This window comes from Chromohalobacter sp. HP20-39 (genome assembly GCF_033052815.1).
Lineage (GTDB): Bacteria > Pseudomonadota > Gammaproteobacteria > Pseudomonadales > Halomonadaceae > Chromohalobacter.
In genome coordinates, this window is record NZ_JAWHTP010000001.1 from 330,216 (window position 1) to 348,548 (window position 18,333).

General features: G+C 63.3%; 17 protein-coding genes. 4 read left to right on the forward strand and 13 right to left on the reverse strand.

Annotation, left to right across the window (positions count from 1 at the left end; all coding sequences use genetic code 11):
• Window positions 1–34 precede the first annotated feature (34 nt).
• Window positions 35–478: a DUF6789 family protein gene (locus RVY79_RS01520; RefSeq protein ID WP_317462261.1), complete on the reverse strand. Its 444-nt coding sequence runs from the start codon at window positions 476–478 to the stop codon at window positions 35–37.
• A 113-nt stretch (window positions 479–591) separates the two neighbouring features.
• Window positions 592–1,281, reverse strand: coding sequence for a haloacid dehalogenase type II (locus RVY79_RS01525; RefSeq protein WP_317462262.1), 690 nt, complete (start codon window positions 1,279–1,281; stop codon window positions 592–594).
• 179 nt (window positions 1,282–1,460) lie between these two features.
• Between RVY79_RS01525 and RVY79_RS01530 the strand changes: the two genes are divergently transcribed.
• Both RVY79_RS01530 and RVY79_RS01535 read left to right on the forward strand, forming a co-directional pair.
• Window positions 1,461–2,018, forward strand: coding sequence for a carboxymuconolactone decarboxylase family protein (locus RVY79_RS01530; RefSeq protein ID WP_163647949.1), 558 nt, complete (start codon window positions 1,461–1,463; stop codon window positions 2,016–2,018).
• Window positions 2,019–2,268: 250 nt separating this feature from the next.
• The gene (locus tag RVY79_RS01535; protein ID WP_317462263.1) at window positions 2,269–4,410 is read left to right on the forward strand and encodes an FAD-dependent oxidoreductase; all 2,142 of its coding nucleotides are present in this window, start codon (window positions 2,269–2,271) and stop codon (window positions 4,408–4,410) included.
• A gap of 16 nt (window positions 4,411–4,426) precedes the next feature.
• Here the strand turns inward: RVY79_RS01535 and RVY79_RS01540 are convergent, their stop codons facing one another.
• Window positions 4,427–5,107: a haloacid dehalogenase type II gene (locus RVY79_RS01540; RefSeq protein WP_317462264.1), complete on the reverse strand. Its 681-nt coding sequence runs from the start codon at window positions 5,105–5,107 to the stop codon at window positions 4,427–4,429.
• A 200-nt stretch (window positions 5,108–5,307) separates the two neighbouring features.
• On the opposite strand from RVY79_RS01540, the gene argC reads away from it, so the two are divergent.
• On the forward strand, window positions 5,308–6,255 hold the full coding sequence (argC, locus tag RVY79_RS01545; protein WP_317462265.1) for an N-acetyl-gamma-glutamyl-phosphate reductase: 948 nt from the start codon (window positions 5,308–5,310) through the stop codon (window positions 6,253–6,255).
• Between the two features lie 86 nt (window positions 6,256–6,341).
• On the opposite strand, the gene egtB is transcribed toward argC, so the two are convergent.
• From egtB to RVY79_RS01595, 10 genes are all read right to left on the reverse strand, one after another.
• Window positions 6,342–7,661: an ergothioneine biosynthesis protein EgtB gene (egtB, locus tag RVY79_RS01550; RefSeq protein ID WP_317462266.1), complete on the reverse strand. Its 1,320-nt coding sequence runs from the start codon at window positions 7,659–7,661 to the stop codon at window positions 6,342–6,344.
• A 63-nt stretch (window positions 7,662–7,724) separates the two neighbouring features.
• Complete coding sequence (locus RVY79_RS01555) at window positions 7,725–9,134, reverse strand: NADH-quinone oxidoreductase subunit N (protein WP_317462267.1); 1,410 nt, start codon at window positions 9,132–9,134, stop codon at window positions 7,725–7,727.
• Window positions 9,134–10,621 (reverse strand): NADH-quinone oxidoreductase subunit M, encoded by a 1,488-nt coding sequence (locus RVY79_RS01560; RefSeq protein ID WP_317462268.1) that lies wholly within the window; start codon window positions 10,619–10,621, stop codon window positions 9,134–9,136. Before RVY79_RS01560 ends, RVY79_RS01555 begins: the two co-directional genes overlap by 1 nt.
• Window positions 10,618–12,504 (reverse strand): NADH-quinone oxidoreductase subunit L, encoded by a 1,887-nt coding sequence (locus RVY79_RS01565; RefSeq protein ID WP_317462269.1) that lies wholly within the window; start codon window positions 12,502–12,504, stop codon window positions 10,618–10,620. The genes RVY79_RS01560 and RVY79_RS01565 overlap by 4 nt, the downstream gene beginning before the upstream one ends.
• Window positions 12,504–12,809: an NADH-quinone oxidoreductase subunit NuoK gene (gene nuoK / locus RVY79_RS01570; protein WP_040242694.1), complete on the reverse strand. Its 306-nt coding sequence runs from the start codon at window positions 12,807–12,809 to the stop codon at window positions 12,504–12,506. The genes RVY79_RS01565 and nuoK overlap by 1 nt, the downstream gene beginning before the upstream one ends.
• Before the next feature lie 27 nt (window positions 12,810–12,836).
• Window positions 12,837–13,472 (reverse strand): NADH-quinone oxidoreductase subunit J, encoded by a 636-nt coding sequence (locus RVY79_RS01575; RefSeq protein WP_317462270.1) that lies wholly within the window; start codon window positions 13,470–13,472, stop codon window positions 12,837–12,839.
• The gene (locus RVY79_RS01580; protein WP_317462271.1) at window positions 13,472–14,395 is read right to left on the reverse strand and encodes an NADH-quinone oxidoreductase subunit H; all 924 of its coding nucleotides are present in this window, start codon (window positions 14,393–14,395) and stop codon (window positions 13,472–13,474) included. Before RVY79_RS01580 ends, RVY79_RS01575 begins: the two co-directional genes overlap by 1 nt.
• Window positions 14,388–15,698, reverse strand: a complete 1,311-nt coding sequence (locus RVY79_RS01585; RefSeq protein ID WP_317462272.1) for a hypothetical protein — start codon at window positions 15,696–15,698, stop codon at window positions 14,388–14,390. The genes RVY79_RS01580 and RVY79_RS01585 overlap by 8 nt, the downstream gene beginning before the upstream one ends.
• Window positions 15,689–16,036 carry an NADH-quinone oxidoreductase subunit A gene (locus RVY79_RS01590; protein ID WP_261506636.1) on the reverse strand — a complete coding sequence of 116 codons (348 nt, stop codon included), beginning with the start codon at window positions 16,034–16,036 and terminating at the stop codon, window positions 15,689–15,691. The genes RVY79_RS01585 and RVY79_RS01590 overlap by 10 nt, the downstream gene beginning before the upstream one ends.
• A 255-nt stretch (window positions 16,037–16,291) precedes the next feature.
• Window positions 16,292–17,293: a DMT family transporter gene (locus RVY79_RS01595; protein WP_317462273.1), complete on the reverse strand. Its 1,002-nt coding sequence runs from the start codon at window positions 17,291–17,293 to the stop codon at window positions 16,292–16,294.
• A gap of 104 nt (window positions 17,294–17,397) precedes the next feature.
• On the opposite strand from RVY79_RS01595, the gene RVY79_RS01600 reads away from it, so the two are divergent.
• Complete coding sequence (locus tag RVY79_RS01600; protein ID WP_178999298.1) at window positions 17,398–18,327, forward strand: LysR substrate-binding domain-containing protein; 930 nt, start codon at window positions 17,398–17,400, stop codon at window positions 18,325–18,327.
• Window positions 18,328–18,333 lie beyond the last annotated feature (6 nt).

Sequence of the window (18,333 nt, forward strand, 5' to 3'; positions counted from 1 at the left end):
ACGCCACGTGAGGCGCCCGCTGCCCTTATGCCTGTTATGAAGGTCGGGCTAGTTTCTTGAATGTTGCGCCAAGTACGGTGCCCCAGATCCAGTGCAAGATCAGCGTCATGACCGGCGCCATCGGGCCTATGTTCATGCCAAAGAAGCCGGCGCCTGCCATAGGCATGGCAATCACCATCATTACAAGCCAGGCTCCTGTACTGAACAGCATGCCTTTGGCAATTGGTTTCATGCCCGGCAGGGAGTCGACGAGCAAGGAAAATAGCAGCCCCCAGAGCACCGTGCCGATGATGAAGTGCATCAGCCAACCCACTAAGGGGGAGGGGGGCAGCCCCATTCTGGCATGCAGCATCTGCGCCAGCATCTGGATGACATTCAGCTGGGGCATGATTCCCATGCTGGCCTTGATCAGCATGATGAGCGACAGGACGATAGTGGCGACAAAGCCAGCTATCATGCCGCTTGTGAAACGGTTCATGGTAAGCTCCTTACCCGGGTTGCTAAAGTTTCTCAACGAATTGGAGCATTGAAAGGCGAGTTTCAGCCTATTCATGTCGTCTCGTCTGGTTAGTCGAAACCTGGCTCTAAACCTTACAAGCCGTTATGCCCGGGGGTTGGTGAAACCTCTGCTATGAGTTGCCGGCCCAGTGCTATGAGTGAGTCAGCTTGCCAGTCCGGTTCGAAGAGTTGTGTGTCGATCACTTTTCCGGGGCGAGCGATGAACCCGGTCCTATATCCCGCGCTGGCGGCGCCGATAAGGTCCCAGCCATGAGCCGCGATCATGACCAGCTCACGCGGTGATACTTGCCAGTGATCGGCAACATATTGGTATGCGCTTGGGCTTGGCTTGTAGGTCTCTACGGAATCGACACTTAGCACGACGTCGAAAAGGTCTCGCAATCCGGCGTTTTCCAACTGACACTGCACGGCGTCGAGGGTGCCGTTAGTCAGAGCGGTCAATTGATAGCCTGCAGCGCGAAGCTTGGTGAGGGCAGGCGCCGCATCGGGATGTGGCGGCAAGGTGATCAGTATGTCGAGGAGCTGACGCTGATGGTCGTCGCTAATGTCGACACCATGACGCAAACCGGTTTGTCGCAAGGCACTTTTCGCGAGCAGCCCGAAGGGAAGGTAGCGACCGGCAAGGGTGGTCGTCATCCATGCCTCTTCCAGGGTCAGGAACCACTCGCCGCGCACGGCCGCATTGCCAAATATCTTCTCGAAAAGCGGCGTCAATGCTGCGGTATCGAGCAGCGTCTCATTGATATCGAATACCAGGATCATGTGTATTTTCCGCTGTCAGGTAAAGGACCCCATCACTCAAGCATGCATGGCCGTGATTCGCAGCGATTTCGGCTTGATGATGTACGCTGCGACATGAATTGGAGACGTGGCGTAGCATTCTTTGTGCCCGAGGGGGACTACCCTAGTGGCTGACATACATCATCACGAGGATGAGCTACATGACGGACTTCACACTGCATACGGTCGACAGTGCACCCCAAGAAGCCAAGGATCGCCTGGAAAGCACGCAAAAACAGATGGGGTTTTTGCCCAACCTGTTCGCCAAGATGGCGGAGGCTCCGGCACTTCTGGAGGCCTATCAGACACTGGATGGCATCTACTCACGGACCAGTCTGACGGCGGCTCAGCAGCAGGTTGCGCTACTCGCCATCAGTTCCGTCAACGGTTGCAGTTTCTGCGTGGCCGCCCATACCGGCGGCGCAAAAGCCGCCAAGGTGCCGGAGAGCGACATCGAGAAGCTGCGCGACCTGCAAAACCCCGATGACCCGAAACTCAACGCCGTGTCGCGCTTCGCCAAGCATCTCGTCGAGGCACGGGGCTGGGCCGAGGACGCCGAGGTGAAGGCGTTTCTGGAGGCCGGATTCGAAAAACAGCAGGTACTCGAACTGGTCCTCGCCGTCAGTCTCAAGACGCTGTCCAACTACACCAATCATATCGCCGGCACACCGCTTAACGACGAGTTGAAGTCGCTGGAATGGCAGGATCCGCGTACCTGAGGGATGTGAACGTGAACGCACGATGTTAGCGGTTGTGTAAGAAAAAGCGGGCGATATACCGGAACCGGTATATCGCCTTTTTCATGGCGATAATGGCAACCACGTGTAAGGATCAGGGGGCGGGCACGACTCAATCCCTGAACGCGTCGCCACGCTGGGCCACTGCATGGAGCTGGCGAGCCGGCGCGCGGGTATCGTGTCACCGGTAACGTCGATACCTGCCGATCACCGTAGAAACAAGGGGGATGGATTGAAACATTATCGCGTGGTAATTCTGGGCGTAGTCCTGGTGGCAATCATTGCCTTCTTCGCGGGGGGCTTCGACGATTACCTGACGCTCGAGTCCATCAAGTCGCTACAAGGTCGGTTCGATCAATGGTTCGCCGAGTCTCCCTGGCTGGTCGCCGGTGGCTTCTTTCTCGTCTACGTGCTGATCGCCGCGCTCTCGCTGCCCGGCGCCGCGTTTCTGACGCTCCTGGGTGGTGCCCTGTTCGGCCTGGGCTGGGGGTTCTTGATCATCTCCTTCGCCAGCACGATCGGCGCCACTCTGGCGTTTCTAGTCTCCCGTACGCTGTTCAGGGAAACCGTGGAGCGTCGCTTTTCTCGATATCTGGACACGATCAATAAAGGTATCGAGCGTGATGGCGCGCTGTATCTATTCAGCCTGCGACTGGTGCCGGTTTTCCCGTTTTTCGTCATCAATCTGGTGATGGGTCTGACCCGACTGCGTACCTCGGTGTTCTATGTCGCCAGCCAGATCGGCATGATTCCGGGCACGCTGGTCTACGTGAACGCCGGCCAGCAACTCGGCGAGCTGCAATCGCTGGGTGGCGTCGTGTCGCCGTCGCTGCTGTTCTCCTTCGCCCTGCTGGGCGTCTTCCCGCTGATCGCACGTTGGGTCGTCGACGGGCTGCAACGCCGCAAGCGCTATCGGGGGTATACCAAGCCGCGGCACTTCGATGTCGACATCCTGGTGATCGGCGGCGGCTCGGCGGGACTCGTGACCAGCTACATCGCCAGTGCGGTGCGGGCCAAGGTCGCGCTCGTCGAACGCGACGCCATGGGGGGCGACTGTCTCAATACCGGCTGCGTGCCCTCCAAGGCGCTGATTCGCGCCGCGCGGGCCGCCCAGAACGTGCGTGACGCCGAGCAGCTGGGTGTGCACGCAGGGGCGCCGCGTATCGACTTCGGCGAGGTCATGGGCCATGTGCGGCGTGTCATCGAGGAAGTGGCACCCCATGACAGCGAGGAACGCTATACCGGACTGGGCGTCGAGGTGAAACGCGGCACGGCGCGACTGCTGTCACCGTGGACGGTGGATGTCGACGGCCAGCCGCTGACGGCTCGGCATATCGTCATCGCCACCGGGGCCACGCCCAAGGTGCCGCCGATTCCGGGCATCGAGCAGGTTGACGTACTGACTTCCGAGAACCTGTGGACGCTGACCGAGCAGCCGCGCCGCCTGGTGGTGCTGGGCGGTGGCGCAATCGGCTGCGAGCTCGGCCAGAGCTTCGCCCGCCTGGGTAGCCAGGTCACGCTGGTCGAGGGCGCCGAGCAGCTGCTGGGGCGCGAGGATGACGACGTCGGCGAACTCGTCGCCGGCCTGCTCGCCGAGGAAGGCCTCGAGGTCATGACCGGCACCCGGGCGCTGTCGGTGACGGTCGAGAATGGCGAGAGCCAGCTCCTCGTCGAGGCGGCCGACGGTCGTCAGACGCGCATCCCCTTCGACCGCCTGCTGGTCAGCGTCGGTCGTCAGGCCAACGTCGAAGGGCTCGGACTGGAAGCGCTGGGAATCGCCACCCGCGACAACGGGACCCTGGAGGTCAACGAGCAGCTACAGACCAAACTGCCCAATATCTGGGCCTGCGGCGACGTCGCCGGCCCTTACCAGTTGACCCACGCCGCCGCACACCAAGCCTGGCACGTCGCCGTCAACGCCTTGTTCGGCGAGTTCAAGCACTTCAAGGTCGACTACCGCATCATGCCTGCGGTGACATACTTGCAACCCGAAGTGGCACGCGTGGGACTCAACGAGCGCGAGGCCAAGGCCCAGGGCATCGCTTATGAAGTCACCCGCTATGACATGGCCGAGAGCGACCGGGCGATCGCCGAGCGCGCCACCGCTGGTTTCGTCAAGATTCTCACCGTCCCCGGCAAGGATCGCATCCTCGGCGCCACCCTGGTCGGTGAAAACGCCGGCGAATGGCTGGCGGAGGTGACGTTGGCCATGAAACACAACATCGGGCTCAACAAGTTGCTCGGCACGATTCACCCCTACCCGACCCTTTCGGAAGCCGTCAAAGGCACCGCCGGCGTGTGGAAGAACGCCCACAAGCCCGAGCGCCTGCTCGGCTGGCTGGCACGTTATTTCCGATGGCGGCGTGGCGGCTGAGCATATCTCGCCGCGCTCATCTCACCAGACGCTCGGCCAGCTCATCGAGATCGCTCACCGTCATGTCCGGCTCGTCGCCCCAAGGGTCGAAGGGTGCCTCAGCGCTGCGACGCACCCAGGCCGCATGCAAGCCAGCATACTTGGCCCCGATGATGTCAAAGGGATTGCTGGAAATCAGCCAGGTATTGGCGGCGCTCGACTCGGTGCATTGACGCAGATAGGCGTACACGGCGGGATCGGGCTTGAAACGCTTGATGTCGTCGACACTGACGATGGCGTCGAACCGCTCGCGGATCCCCGCCTGGGCGAGTAATCCCGTCACCGCTTCCTGGGTACCGTTGGAAAATGCCACGCAGCGCATGCCGGCATCGCTCAAGCGTGCCAGCCCTTCGGCGACATCGGAAAACGCCGGCAGCCGCCCGTAAAGGGCCATCAGCCGATCCTTGGCGACCTCCGAAAGTTGGCTGCCCATAGCGCGGTCGGTGAATTCCAACGCATCGCGCGTGCAATCAGCGAAGCTCGCATAGGCGCCCATCAGCGAGCGACGGAAGGCAAACTCAAGTTGCTTGTCTCGCCAACGCTGCGAGAAAGCCAATGCCTTTTCAGCATCGCCAAGTTCCTTGCTCAATGCTTCCACCACACCGTGGGTATCGATCAAGGTGCCGTAGACATCGAAAGCCAATACACACTTGTTCATTTTTCGTCCTTATCATGCTTGTCTCAGTGGGTGTTGCGAAGTCCCAAGCCCTCTCAGACTGGTCGTTTTTACGGATCACGACAAGCGGATTGACGCTCGGAAACATGACAGCGCGGCTGCAGCCCCGCACAATGGAAGGCGATACGCTGGCAGGCGCTGCCGGCATGCACGAACCCGGTCAATGAGGCGACGAATTTCCCATGGCATTCAAGGTATACGTAGACGGTCAGGAAGGCACCACTGGACTGCGACTGCTGGACTATCTCGAGGCACGCGAGGATATCGAACTGCTGCGCATCGACAGCGACAAGCGCAAGGATGCCACTGAACGCGCACGCCTGCTCAATGCCGCCGATGTAGCCTTTCTGTGCCTGCCCGATGCCGCTTCTCGCGAGGCAGCCGCGCTACTCGACAATCCCGACACTTGCCTGATCGATGCCAGCACGGCTTTTCGCACCGATGCCGAGTGGACCTACGGCCTACCCGAGCTGGTGCCGGACCAGCGTGACGCCATTCGCGCCAGCAAGCGCATCGCCAATCCAGGCTGCCATGCCAGCGCCTTCATCATGCTCACACGGCCACTGGTCGACGCCGGCCTACTGCCCGCAAACACACCACTGGCAGCGCATTCGATCACCGGTTATAGCGGCGGCGGCAAGAAGCTGATCGCCGAGTACGAGGCCGAGCACGACGGTCGCCTGGCCGCCCCTCGTCCCTACGCCATGGGGCTGACCCACAAGCACCTGCCGGAGATGCGCGTGCACGGCGGGCTCGAGCGCATCCCGGTTTTCCAGCCGATCGTCGGCCCCTTCCTCAAGGGGCTTTCGGTGACGATTCCCCTGCATGTCGACCAACTTAGCCCCGGCACCACGGCGGAGGCGCTGCGCAAGGCTTACGCCGATCACTACGCGGGCGAGACCTTCGTCCGTGTCATGCCCCTCGAGGACCCAACCAATCTCGATGGCGGCTTCTTCGAGGTGCAGGGCTGCAACGACACCAACCGAGTCGACCTGTTCGTGTTCGGCAACCATGAGCAGGTTTCACTCGTCGCTCGGCTGGACAATCTAGGCAAGGGAGCCGCCGGTGCCGCCGTACAGAGCATGAACCTGCATCTCGGCGTGGACGAGGCCAGCGGCCTCTCGGCGTGAGCGCCGGAGCTCACCCCATGACCGATCATGCCTCAATGGGAGCCGCTTGCCGTTAGCGAACGGTGTGGCCGGGGTCACGACGTGAATCAGAGGCTCTCCTTGGCAAGACGGAAGCCGGAAAATGCCCAGCGGGCATGAGGCGGGAAGAAGTTGCGATAAGTGACGCGGATGTGATCGGCCGGCGTCGCACAACAGCCGCCGCGCAACACCATCTGGCCGGACATGAACTTGCCGTTGTACTCCCCCAGGCTGCCCGGCAACTTGCGAAACCCCGGATAAGGGAGATAGGCGCTGCCCGTCCACTCCCAGACATCGCCGAGCATCTGTCCCGGCGCGCCGGTGGCCCCGGCGGCGGCGACCGGCTGCAGATGGTCCTGCTCGACGAAGTTCCCCTGCCCGACGTTGCCCTGAATGGCGGCATCATGGGCCACCGTCTCCCACTCGGCCTCGGTGGGTAGGCGGGCACCGACCCACTGCGCATAGGCATCGGCTTCATAGAAGCTGACATGGCAAACCGGCGCATGCATGTCGACCGGTACCAGGCCACCCAGAGTGTAGTGGTGCCAGACACCGTCACGCTCGACCCAGTAGAGCGGCGCCTGCCAGCCTTCGGCCTTGACCGTGGCCCAGCCGTCCGACAGCCAGTGATCGGGCTTGACGTATCCGCCCGCCCGCATGAATTCGAGAAACTCGCCATTGGTCACCGGGCGCTCGGCGATCTGGAAAGCCTCGACGAACTGGCGGTGGCGCCCCATCTCGTTGTCGTAGGCGAACCCCTCCTCGGTGCCGTCATGGCCGATGCAGCGAACGCCGGCCGGGTAGGCATGCCAGCCGAGCGCAGCGACGTCATGCTCAGGGAGCGACGCCAGGTCGTCCCGGTAGACCGGGCACAAGGGGTTCTGGGCCAGGATGTGCTTGATATCCATCAGCAGCAGCTCCTGATGCTGCTGTTCGTGCGGCAGGCCCAGCTCGAGACGCCGGAGAATCTCTTGGAGATGTTCCTGCGGTGGATCGCTGAGCAGCGCTTCCATGGCCCGGTCGACGTGAGCGCGATAGCGATAGACATCGTCCACGGTCGGCCGCGAGATCATGCCGCGCTCGGGCCGGGGGAACGGCGTGCCGTGGGTCACGTAATAGGAATTGAAGAGATGATCGTACGCGGGATCGAGGGGCTGGTAGGCGGAATGAAACGGTTTCAGGATGAAGGCTTCGAAGAACCAGCTGACATGGGCGATGTGCCATTTCGGCGGGCTGACGTCCGGCATGCTCTGCACCATGTAGTCTTCCTTGTGCAGAGGCGCGCAGATGGCCTCGGTCGCGGCACGAACCCGCTGGTACGCGCGCAGCCATTCCTTGGTATGCAGGTTGTCTGGCGTTTCGATCGTCGAACCTTGAGCAGGTGACATGGGCGACTCCTTCCTCGGTATCATTCCATTGACGTGGATCCGGCAGCCCAGGTCCGCCGGGGCCTACGGGGCCAAGCGTATCGAACCTGTGAATAACGAGAGCGCTTCCGCGCCGAGCCCTCCGACGATCAGCAGCACGCCCGCCACGGCCATCGCGGAGCGCGCCCACTGGCCCGACAGCACATGCACGGCGGACTGGCCACTGCCGAACATCATCGGCGCGACGATGCGCAGGTAATAGAACAGCGAGACGACGGTGTTGATCACCGCCACGAGCGCCAACCAGGCGTATCCGCCCTCGATGGTGACGCGAAACAGCATCAGCTTCCCGAAGAAGCCGACCAGCGGCGGGATACCCACCAGGGATAACAGCGACACGATCAGTATCGTGGCCGCGATCGGTGCGTGCCGGGCCAGCCCCCGATAATCGTCCAGTGCGGTCCGTCCCCGCAGGTGCGTGACCACGGCGAAAGCGGCCAGGTTGGCAATGGCATAGCTCGCCAGAAAGAACACGAGTGCCGGCAGGGCCTGATCGCTGACGCCCAGCACCACGATGGCCATCAGGGCATACCCGGACTGGGAAACCGATGACCAGCCCAGCAGGCGGCGCACGTCCGTCTGTCGCAACGCCGCCACGTTACCCAGCGTCATGGTGGCGACGGAGATCGAGGCCACGATCGCCCGCCAGGCGACATCCGGCGGCAGCAGAGAGACGAAACGGGCCAGCGCCACCGCGGCGCCGACCTTGGGGATGACGGTCAGAAAGGCCGCCGCCGGTACCGGTGAGCCCTGCGCCACGTCCGGCATCCAGGCGTGAGCCGGAAACGCCGCCAGCTTGAAGGTCAGGCCCAGCACGACGCAGGCCGTGGCGATGGTCAGCGCCAGGCGGTCGCTGTCAGTGGCAAGCGCCTGGGCGATGTCCGGATACCCGGTACTGCCGGTCAGGCCGAACAGCACCACCACTCCGATCGTCAACAACGTATTGGTCAAGGCGCCGATCAGGAAATACTTCATGCCGGCTTCCAGCGCGGGCGCCCAGCCACGGTGATAGGCGGCCAGCGGGTAACTCGCCACCGAAGACAGCAGCACGCCCAACACCAACTCCATGGTATCGTTGGCCGATGCCATCATGATGACGCCCAGCAGAGCGAACAGCACCAGCGCGTAGTACTCGCCATGGCGGCGATCGGTCCGCATCCATTCAGGCGACATCGCGACGACCAGCGCACCGGCAACCAGCACGACCAACTTGCTGGCGAGCGCCACGCCATCCAGGGCCCAGACACCGGAAAACGTCAGCCGCGGTGCCCCGCCCCATTGCACGATGGTCAGCCCCGCACCGAGACCGATCGCGAGCAGGGCCAGCACGGCTGCCCAGTGATGCTGCTGCTGACGGACGAAGCTGGCGAACAGCACGATCGCCACGGCGCCCAGCGTCAGGCTGATTTCCGGCAGTACGTCACCGATAGGCATCAGCGGCCTCCTACCAGCAGCGTCGCCGAGGCCTCGACCAGGGTCAGCAGAAACGCCGGCGCCACGCCGATGATCACGAAGCCTGCCGACAACACCGCGAGCACGCCCCACTCGATGGGACGCAGATCCTCGAACTGCGCCCAGCGTTCCGGCATCGCCCCGAAGAACACCTTCTGAAGCATCTGCAGAAACAGCGCCGCCGTCACCAGGATGCCCAGCACACCGATGACGGCGAGCCATGGATAGACACCGAAGGTGCCGGCAAAGATATGGAACTCCGCCACGAAACCGGCCAGGCCGGGCAGGCCCAGGCTGGCAAAGGAGGCGAGCACGGCGAAGGCGGTCAGCCACGGGGCCTGACGAAGCAGACCACCGTAGCTGTCCAGGTCATACTCCTCGGTACGCTGCCAGAACGAGCCGCAGATGAGGAACAGCACCCCGGTAATCAGGCCGTGCGCCACCATTTCCACCGTGGCCCCCACCAGGGCCAGCTCGCGGGCATATTCGGTGTCCTGGATCAGGGCGCCGGCCACCGCGATCCCCAGCACCGTGTAGCCCATGTGATTGATCGACGTGTAGGCGATGCGCCGCTTCAGGTTGCGCTGGCCGAGCGCCACGAAGGCCCCGTAGAGAATCGATGCGACCGCGAACAGCGCAATGACCAGGGCATGACGAGAGAACGTCTCCGCCATCATGGCGAACGGAATGCGGATGATCCCGTAGGTGCCCATCTTGAGCAGCACCCCGGCGAGAATCGCCGAGACCGGCCCCGGGGCATCGACATGCGCCTGGGGCAGCCAGGTATGCACGGGCACCATCGGGGTCTTGATGGCGAAGCCGAGCATGAGGGCGAGAAACACCAGTGCGGCCGTCATGCCCGCACCCGCCAGCGGTTGCTGCTCGATGAGCACGCGCATGTCGAAGGTATGCGGCTCGACCGACAGATAGAGCCCGATGATCGCCAGCAGCAGCAACAGCGAGCCGCAGAAGGTGTACAGAAAGAACTTGAACGCGGCGAGCTGAGCCTGACCATGTCCCCAGCGGCCGATCAGGAAGAACATCCCCACCAGGCTCAGGTCGAAAAAGACATAGAAGAGCAGCAGGTCCAGCGCCAGGAAGACACCCAGCGACACGGACTGCAGAAAGAGCATCCAGGCGTAGTACTGGCGAGGCTGATGCTTCGTGTCCACGGGATAGGCGATGCTGGCCGAGAAGACCAGGGCACTCATCGTCGCGACAGCCAGGGCAATGCCATCCACGCCCAGCCTGTAGCCCATGCCCAGGCTGGGTACCCAGGGCACTTCCTCGACGAACTGGAATAGCGCGCCTTGCGGATCGAACTGTCGCCACGCCCAGATCAGCAACAGCACCGGCAACACCGAAACCGCGATGGCACACCGGCGAGCCGTGGTCTCGGTCCAACGGCTTGAAACGGCGAGTGCGAGGGCCCCCAGCATGGGAAGCCCCAAGGCTGCAGTCAAAATCAAAGGAGCGCTCCTATGCTCAGGATGATCAGGATAGCGGCGAGTCCTGCCGCGATACCGGTGTAGTAATGATGCATCTGCCCGGTGTGCGCCCGGCGTGCCACTTGCCCCGCCCAGTCGACACCCTTCGCGAGCTGGCTCGTGGCGCCATCGAACACGCCTTCGCCACGCCGCTCTCCCAGCCTGGCCAGCCACGCACCGAAGCGGGCACTGCCACGGATCCCGGCATCCACGGCGCGATCGTCGAAGCGTGCCAGGCCATAGCTGAACATCATCACAGCATTCGCGCCACGTGCTGACAGCGCCGGCAGGCCAAGCCAGTCCGCCATAGCGGTACGCGTTTCGCTCTGCTGACTCGACACCTCACGACGCACCGCCCAGATGCCGAGGCCCACGCCCAGCGCCACCAACAGTAGCGATACGATTAGTTCCCACAGCTTGGTCTTGGGAAAGTGCACAGACAGCAAATCAGCGAGGCCATTTCCGACACCGGGCCACCAGAGTAACGACAGCGCCAATGTGCCTGCCGCCAGCAGGTAGAACGCGACGGCCTCCGCCCGGGAGTGGCCGGGCCGGGAGACAGCCTCGCTCATGCGGTCATGCCGCCCTCGTCCGAACGCCAGCAGTTGAAAACGCGTGGCGTACAGCGCACTGAGCCCTCCCGCCACGGCGGCGATCACGGCCAGCCAGGACGCCTGATGGCCGGCGGCCGTGATGATCTTCTCCTTGCTCCACGCCGCACTCAGCGGAACAACGCCCGCCAGCGCCAGGCTGGCCACCATGGCGGCTGCCGCGACGCCCGGCAGCAGTCGGCCCAGGCGCATCGCATTCAGCGAGTAGCTGCCGACATGGCGTTCGGCGATGCCGGCCGCCAGAAACAAAGCCGCTTTCGTGAACGCATGCGTGACGAAGTGCACCAGAGCGACACCGGGAAAGCCCGCCCCTGCCGCCAGCCACATCAGGCCATACTGGGCCGACGTCGAGGCGGCCAATAGCTTCTTGGCATGGCCCTGAAGACAGGCCACGACGCCCCCTGCCAGGGCAGTGGCCAGCCCCAGCGTGATAGCAAGCGGTCCGAACCAGGCGACAGCGGACAACTCCGCATGCAGCCGAATCACCAGGTAGATCCCCGCCGCGACCATGGTCGCCGCATGGAGCAATGCCGACACCGGTGTCGGCCCGGACATGGCGGCAAACAGCCAGGGAGAGAACGGCACCTGGGCGGATTTCGCGGCGGCGGCCAGTACGGCGCCGGCAACGAACACGTCCAGCAGCCACCCATCGAGTTGGGCCAGGTCTGCAAAGGCAAACGACCCCGTGCCGGCAAACACCGCCGCCGCGGCGATATACAACCCCAGATCCCCGAAGCGGGTGACCAGGAATGCCCAGGCGGCATCCCGCAGGTTGCCGGTCTTCTGCCATTCATGGGCGATCAGCGCCCACGAACATGCCCCCACCAGCTCCCAGGCGATCAGCAAGGTGACGAAATCTTCGGCCAGAACGAGCAGCTCCATCGCCCCGACGAACGCCGTCAGCAGCGCCACCAATCCGACAGGCGGGCGCGCCGTCCCCCCGGTACTGACAGACGATGCTTCATGGTAGGCGCTGTAGACGATGATCGGCGTGGCGATCAGTGGCACGATGATGGCGAACACGGCGCTCGCGGGCGTCATCCCGATCGACAGGACGATTCGGGAACTCCAGCGATAGGTGCCGCCCCAGTCCGCCGTGACCGCGCCGCTCGCGAGCAACAAGGTAGCGACCATGATCGCCACCCCTGCCAGCGCCAGCGCGGCACGGCCCCTGTCGTCGCCTAGCCGACACTTGCCGAACCCGTAGATGACGGGGGCGGCCAGCAAGGGCAAGAGAGGAACGAACCACAGCATCAGTGCTTCAGCCCGGTCAGCGCTTCGGTCATGTCGGCTTGCTTACCGCGGAAGACCGCGACCACCAGGGCAAATCCCATCGCCATCTCGATGGCCATCACGGCCATGACGATGATCGTCAGCAGTTGCCCTTCCGGCGCCCCGGCCCCGCTGAAGGCCCAGAACGCCACCGCCGCCAGCATGACACCGTTGAGGATCAGCTCCAGACCCATCATCAGCATCACGAACGACTGCTGGGAAAGCGCGCCATAGATCCCGATACCGATCAGTGCCGCTGCCAATAGCAAAAGTGTGGTGAGTGTCATGCAAGCCTCCCTACCTGTCTGTCCTGATCAGTGGTGATGATGGTGATGTTGATGACCACTCTCGCCCTCTTCGTCCTCCTCGGGCTTGCCTGCCGGGTCGCCGCCCGGTTCCAGCCCTGGCGGCATCGACCCCTCCGCCGCCGCGCCATAGCGCCCGCGATGGCTCGACAGCACCACCACGCCGATCATGGTGGTCAGCAGCACGAGGCCCGCCGATTCGAAAATCAGCATCGAGTCACCGAGCATTTCGTTGCCCAGTGACCTGACGGGATCGAGGCTTGCCGGCACCGGCTGGTCGGGAAAGGTCGCCAACAGGGCCATGATGCCCAGTACCAGGAAACCGACGATGCCGGCCCCAATGGCGATACGTTCCTGGTGGACCATGTTCATGGGATTCAGGCCGGCCGGGTTCATCATGAACATGACCATGAACAGCGCCATGACCGTCATTTCCACGGCCATCATGAAGAACATGGCGACGCCCAGGTATTCCGCCGCCAACAGGATCATGATCACCCCCACGGCAATGAACGACACCAACAGGAAAAAGGAGGCCCGCACCATCGAGTCGGTGCGAAACACGCGCCATCCGGTAACCACCGCCAGCGTGGCCAGCAGCACAAACGCGATATCGACACCAATGCCGTGATTCATGCTTTCCATCACAACAGCGCTCCTATCCCGGCCCACACCAGATCGATAAACGACAGCGGCAGCAGCACGACCCACATCAAGGTGACGCAGCGCTCCGGCGCCAGTCGCGGCAATAGCCGCCCGAGCAATAGCAGCACGACCAGTACCGCCAGCATCTTGAGAGACATCCATAACGGGCCGGGCAGCCAGGGCCCCAGCCAGCCCCCCAGGAAGGCAGTCGCTGCCACGCCGCTGAACGCGACCAACATGGCCGCCCGGGCCATGTCCCAGACCAGCCGTGGCGGCCCCGAGATCTCCGAGGCCGTGCCGCCGGCCAGGTCCGTCGAATCGGCCAGGTTCAGCGGCCCCCAGAAGGTCATGCCTAGGCCGACGATGAGAAACAGCGGCAGTCCCAGCGGCTGGCGGATGACATTCCACAGCCCTTCCTGCGAAGCCACCACCTGTGTGAACTGCAGCGATTCGGCCGGCAATGCCACACCGATTAGCACGAACATGCTGATCAGGATGTAGGAGAGCCCCAGCGCCACATACCGGTACCCACCGATCAACGCCAGTAACGAATTCGCCGACCAGCCATGCAAGAAGATGACGACGGTCGCCAGCGCTTCCACGCTGCCCCACAGCACCACGCTGGTGACCAGGTCCGTGGCGACCAGCGAGGCCGACCATGGCACCACCGCCAGCCCGCTCGCCGCCAACGCCAGATACAGGGCCGGTGCCAGCCGCCAGGCCCGCCAATCCGGCGCTTCGGTGGCATTGGCGTGCTGAGTCAGCAACCAGGCGCCGCGTGCCACCGGTGCCAGCCAGACACGCCCGGCCTGGGAGGTGCCAAGTGCGCTGGCAACCAGGCGATCGAGCACGGCAACGGCATAACCGCCGACAACCAGCATGCAGATCACCATGAGAACCGGCAGAAATAGCTCGCTAAACATCGCTTCCGGTGCCTCCCTCTGCCGCCCGGGACTCTCCGGATGGCTGTTCACCGACAGCCTGGTCGGCCAACGCCGCGACATCCAGGCTGGCGACCGTCGCCAGAGCATCGCCCCACTCCAGTCCGGGTAACAGCTCGTCGAAGAGCGCACTCGCATCTGCCGGTCGCTGCTCGGTCCAGGGGCCACGCGGCGTCTCGATGCTGCCTGCTCGCTCCGTGTGTACGTTGTCACGTTCGGCCAAGCGGGCCAGATGGAGGGACTGACCGATTTCGTCCAGAAGCTGTCGCCAGCGAGCATGGGTATCGCCCGCGATCTGACAGACGGGGGAGAATCCCAGTCGTCGATAGCCGGCATCCTCCGCGCGCAGATCATCATCCAGTCCGACAGCTCGGGCGGCGGGCCCGCCGATCATGCGTGCCTGCTCGGGGTCGAGCACGCCGCCGCCCGCCGTCAGGCGAAAGAAGCCGCTACGTGATAGTGCGCGCCGCAACCCATCGAGGGTACTCGACGTCGACAATCCATGCGCCAGACGCAAGGTCCGCAGGCTCACGTTCTCCAGACCCGCCAGGTGCAATGCATGGAACAGCCGGTGAAGGTGATGGCGAGCCCGGGCAAGCTCGACCTCCGCAATGGGGACGGGGCGCTCGCGAGCGTCGAAAAACACCTCGTCGAGAGGCTGTGGATACGGCGCCAGCTGCGTTTTCCATGTCTGCACGAGATCCCCTTGCAGGGTGATCTCCGCCGCCATGCCGGGCGGAAACGCGCAAAAGAACGGCCCCAACCGGAAAGTCAGTGAATCCAGCGTCAACCCGTCGCGGATGTCATCTGCCATGTTCATGGCCATGGGCCGCCCGTAAGGCACCCCGCCCATCATGCCTTCGCCGCCCTGGCCAAAGTCGCCCTCGCCTTCCCAGGAATTGGGCGGCTCATCCGGCAGGAGACGATGGGCACTGCCGCGGCGTCCTTCCATCAGTTCGCGATGCGCCGTGACCAGTGCACCGGGCAGATCGTCGAGTTCGTCGATACGGGCCACGCGCTCCAGATGGGGCCAGGGTTCGCTACGAAACCATAGCGTCGTGAACGGGTATGGCAATTGGTCATGCACCCGGCGCAGGGGCTCGAAGCGGTCGGCCGGCACCTCGCCTGCCACCAGCAGCACGCTGGCGTGGCGCGGCGAGTCGACCAGTTCGATTTGCGGCGATAGCGCGAGGTGCCGCAGCGCGCTATCGCCCTGCTTGCCCAGCACGGGAAACACGGGAACGCTGCCACGCGCGGCGAGTTTGTGCAGCCAGTTCACTGCCACTTGAACACCCCCTCACGCCAGGCATAGACGATGCCCACCGACAGGATGGCGAGAAACATGCCCATCTCCATGATGGCCTTCATGCCCGTCTCGACGAAGACCACCGCCCATGGGTACATGAACATCATCTCCATCTCGAAGGCGATGAGCAGCAGTGTCATAGGGTAATAGCGAACGTGGTAGCGGCTCCAGGCGTGGCTATCGGGCGTCCCCCCGCCCAGAAACGGCACCCGCTGAGACCAGCTGGGTCGAGGCTGGTGACGCATGGGCAGCCACTGCAACAGCAGCCCGGCCCCCAGTACCAAAATCAGAATGATGAGAAGAGCGAACAGCTCCATGCGAATCCCTCGCGTCGCTGATTCAAACGAACCTTGGCCATGCCCCTGGCCTTGCACTTGCGCACACTCGATTTCAAAGACTAGACAACGGTCCTGAACGCCACCTGAACACGTGCAATTTCTGCCCACGTGCAACTAAAGCAGCGATAGCTAATCAGTAGCAACGCACACAATGGCAAGCCAACATGCGACAACTCCTTGTCCGTGTTGAAATAGAAACTTGCCCCTTAGGTATAGGGAAGGATCGCGTCTGACTCAACCTGATCCCCGCCCACAGGTTGGCGGGAAAGGAGCAGTCACGCGGCTCGCTGGAGCGCCACCAAGGCGTGATCGTCCGGGCGCACAGCGCCAGACGCACACCCCCGCCACGCCCACACAGAACATGCCCACCGCCGTGGCAATATCCGGCGTCTCGCTGAACAGCCACCAGCTCCATCCCGCCGCGAAGACGAGATAGGCATAGTCGAACACGCCGATCAGCGCGGCCGGGGCCATTTGATACGCCTTGGCCACCGTGCTGCTGGCCAGCACGAAGAGCACCGCCAGCACCGCCAGTAGCCACCAGGTCTCGGCTGGAAGCGAACGCCAGGGTGCCGTCAGGAAGACCGGCGTGGTACCACCTGCCGGCGGCTGCCCGTACAGCGTCATCCACAGACAGCCCACCGCGCCCAGACACAGAAAGCCCAGATTCAGCGCCCCGGAAAGCACCAGCGGCGCCTCGGCACGACAATGGATACGCGTCACCACGCAGGCCAGCGCATAACACACTGCCGCCAGCAGCGGCAGTGCCACCGTGGGCGTAAAATGCATCGTCCCCGGGCGCAATATCAGCACCACGCCGGCAAAGCCCAAGGCGATTCCCCACCAGCCTCCTGCCGAAAGCCGCTCGCCGGCCAACCAGGCAGCGAACAAGGCAATGAACAGCGGCGAGGTGTAAAGCGCCACCGCTGCCATGGATAGCGTCAACGTCGGCAGCGCCGCATAGAAGGCCAACCACATCGACATCAACAAACCGGTTCTGACCAGCACCCAGCGGCGTAGCAGCGCTTGACCCAGACGCATCACGCCACGTCTTCCGAGCAACAACTCCAAAAGCGGCGACGCCAACAGCGCACGCAGCACGTACAGCTGCCAAATACCCACGTCATCGCTGATATACTTAACCAGAGCGTCAGACATCGAGAGACAAAAGACCGAGGCGACGATACAAGCGATGCCTTGCCATGCCGCGGCTTGTGCACCAATTATCGGCTTCATGAACGTTCTCCCTGAGCAAGAAGCCGCTCAAGGGTGCGCGCGCCAGGCATGCACGACAAACGAGTTATACGTCACTTTCCATGAGCTGTGATTATGGATCTTATATGAACCGACTAGGCAAGGCCTTGCCCCCACTCGCCAGCCTGATGCCCTTCGAGGCTGCCGCTCGGCTGGAAAGCTTCTCGCGTGCCGCCGAGGAGTTGCATCTCACCCAGGCCGCCGTCAGCCGCCAAATTCGCGCCCTGGAGGAAAACCTCGGCGTGTCGCTATTCGAGCGTCGCAACCGAGGCGTCTTCCTCACCGCCGCCGGCCGCGAGTTCGGGCGCACGGTGAGTACCGCTCTGGAGAGCGTCTCAACGCATGCCAACACCTTGCGAGAGGAAGTGCATGACGGTGTGGTGGTGCTCTTCTGCCAGCTCTGCGAAGCCTTCTACTGGGTCATGCCGCGCCTCGCCGCATTCAACCGGCGGCATCCGGAAATCGAGGTACGCCTGGTGACCTCGACGCGCCCCGTGGTCGAGCATCACGACTATTTCGATGTCGCACTGCAGACGAGCGGGCGCCCCAGCGGCAGTCACACGCTGTCCTTCACCGCATCCGACGAGATCTTTCCGATTTGCAGTCCCGACTATCTCGCCGCACAGCAGCGCCCCATCACGCTGGCGAACCTCGCCGAACACCGTTTGCTGCACCACAGGGCCGATGCACCGGACTGGTTCGAGTGGGATAGTTGGCTACGCGCCATGGGGAATTTCGTGCCCAGCCAGGGAAATGGCATGATTTTCGATAGCTATCCGCTGGTTCTTCAGTCGGCGCTTGCCGGGCATGGTATTGCCCTTGGCTGGCGGCGCACGGCCGAGCGCCTGGTGCAAAACGGCCAGCTCGTGCGACCAGTCGATGCGTCGCTGCCGCTCAGCGACGCGCTCTCGGTGTATACACGACAAGGCGCTCAATCGAGAGTGGAAACGCTGGCACTGCTGGACTGGCTGCAACACGAATTTCACGCCGATCATGGCGGTGAAGCAGCCTTTTGAAAGTGC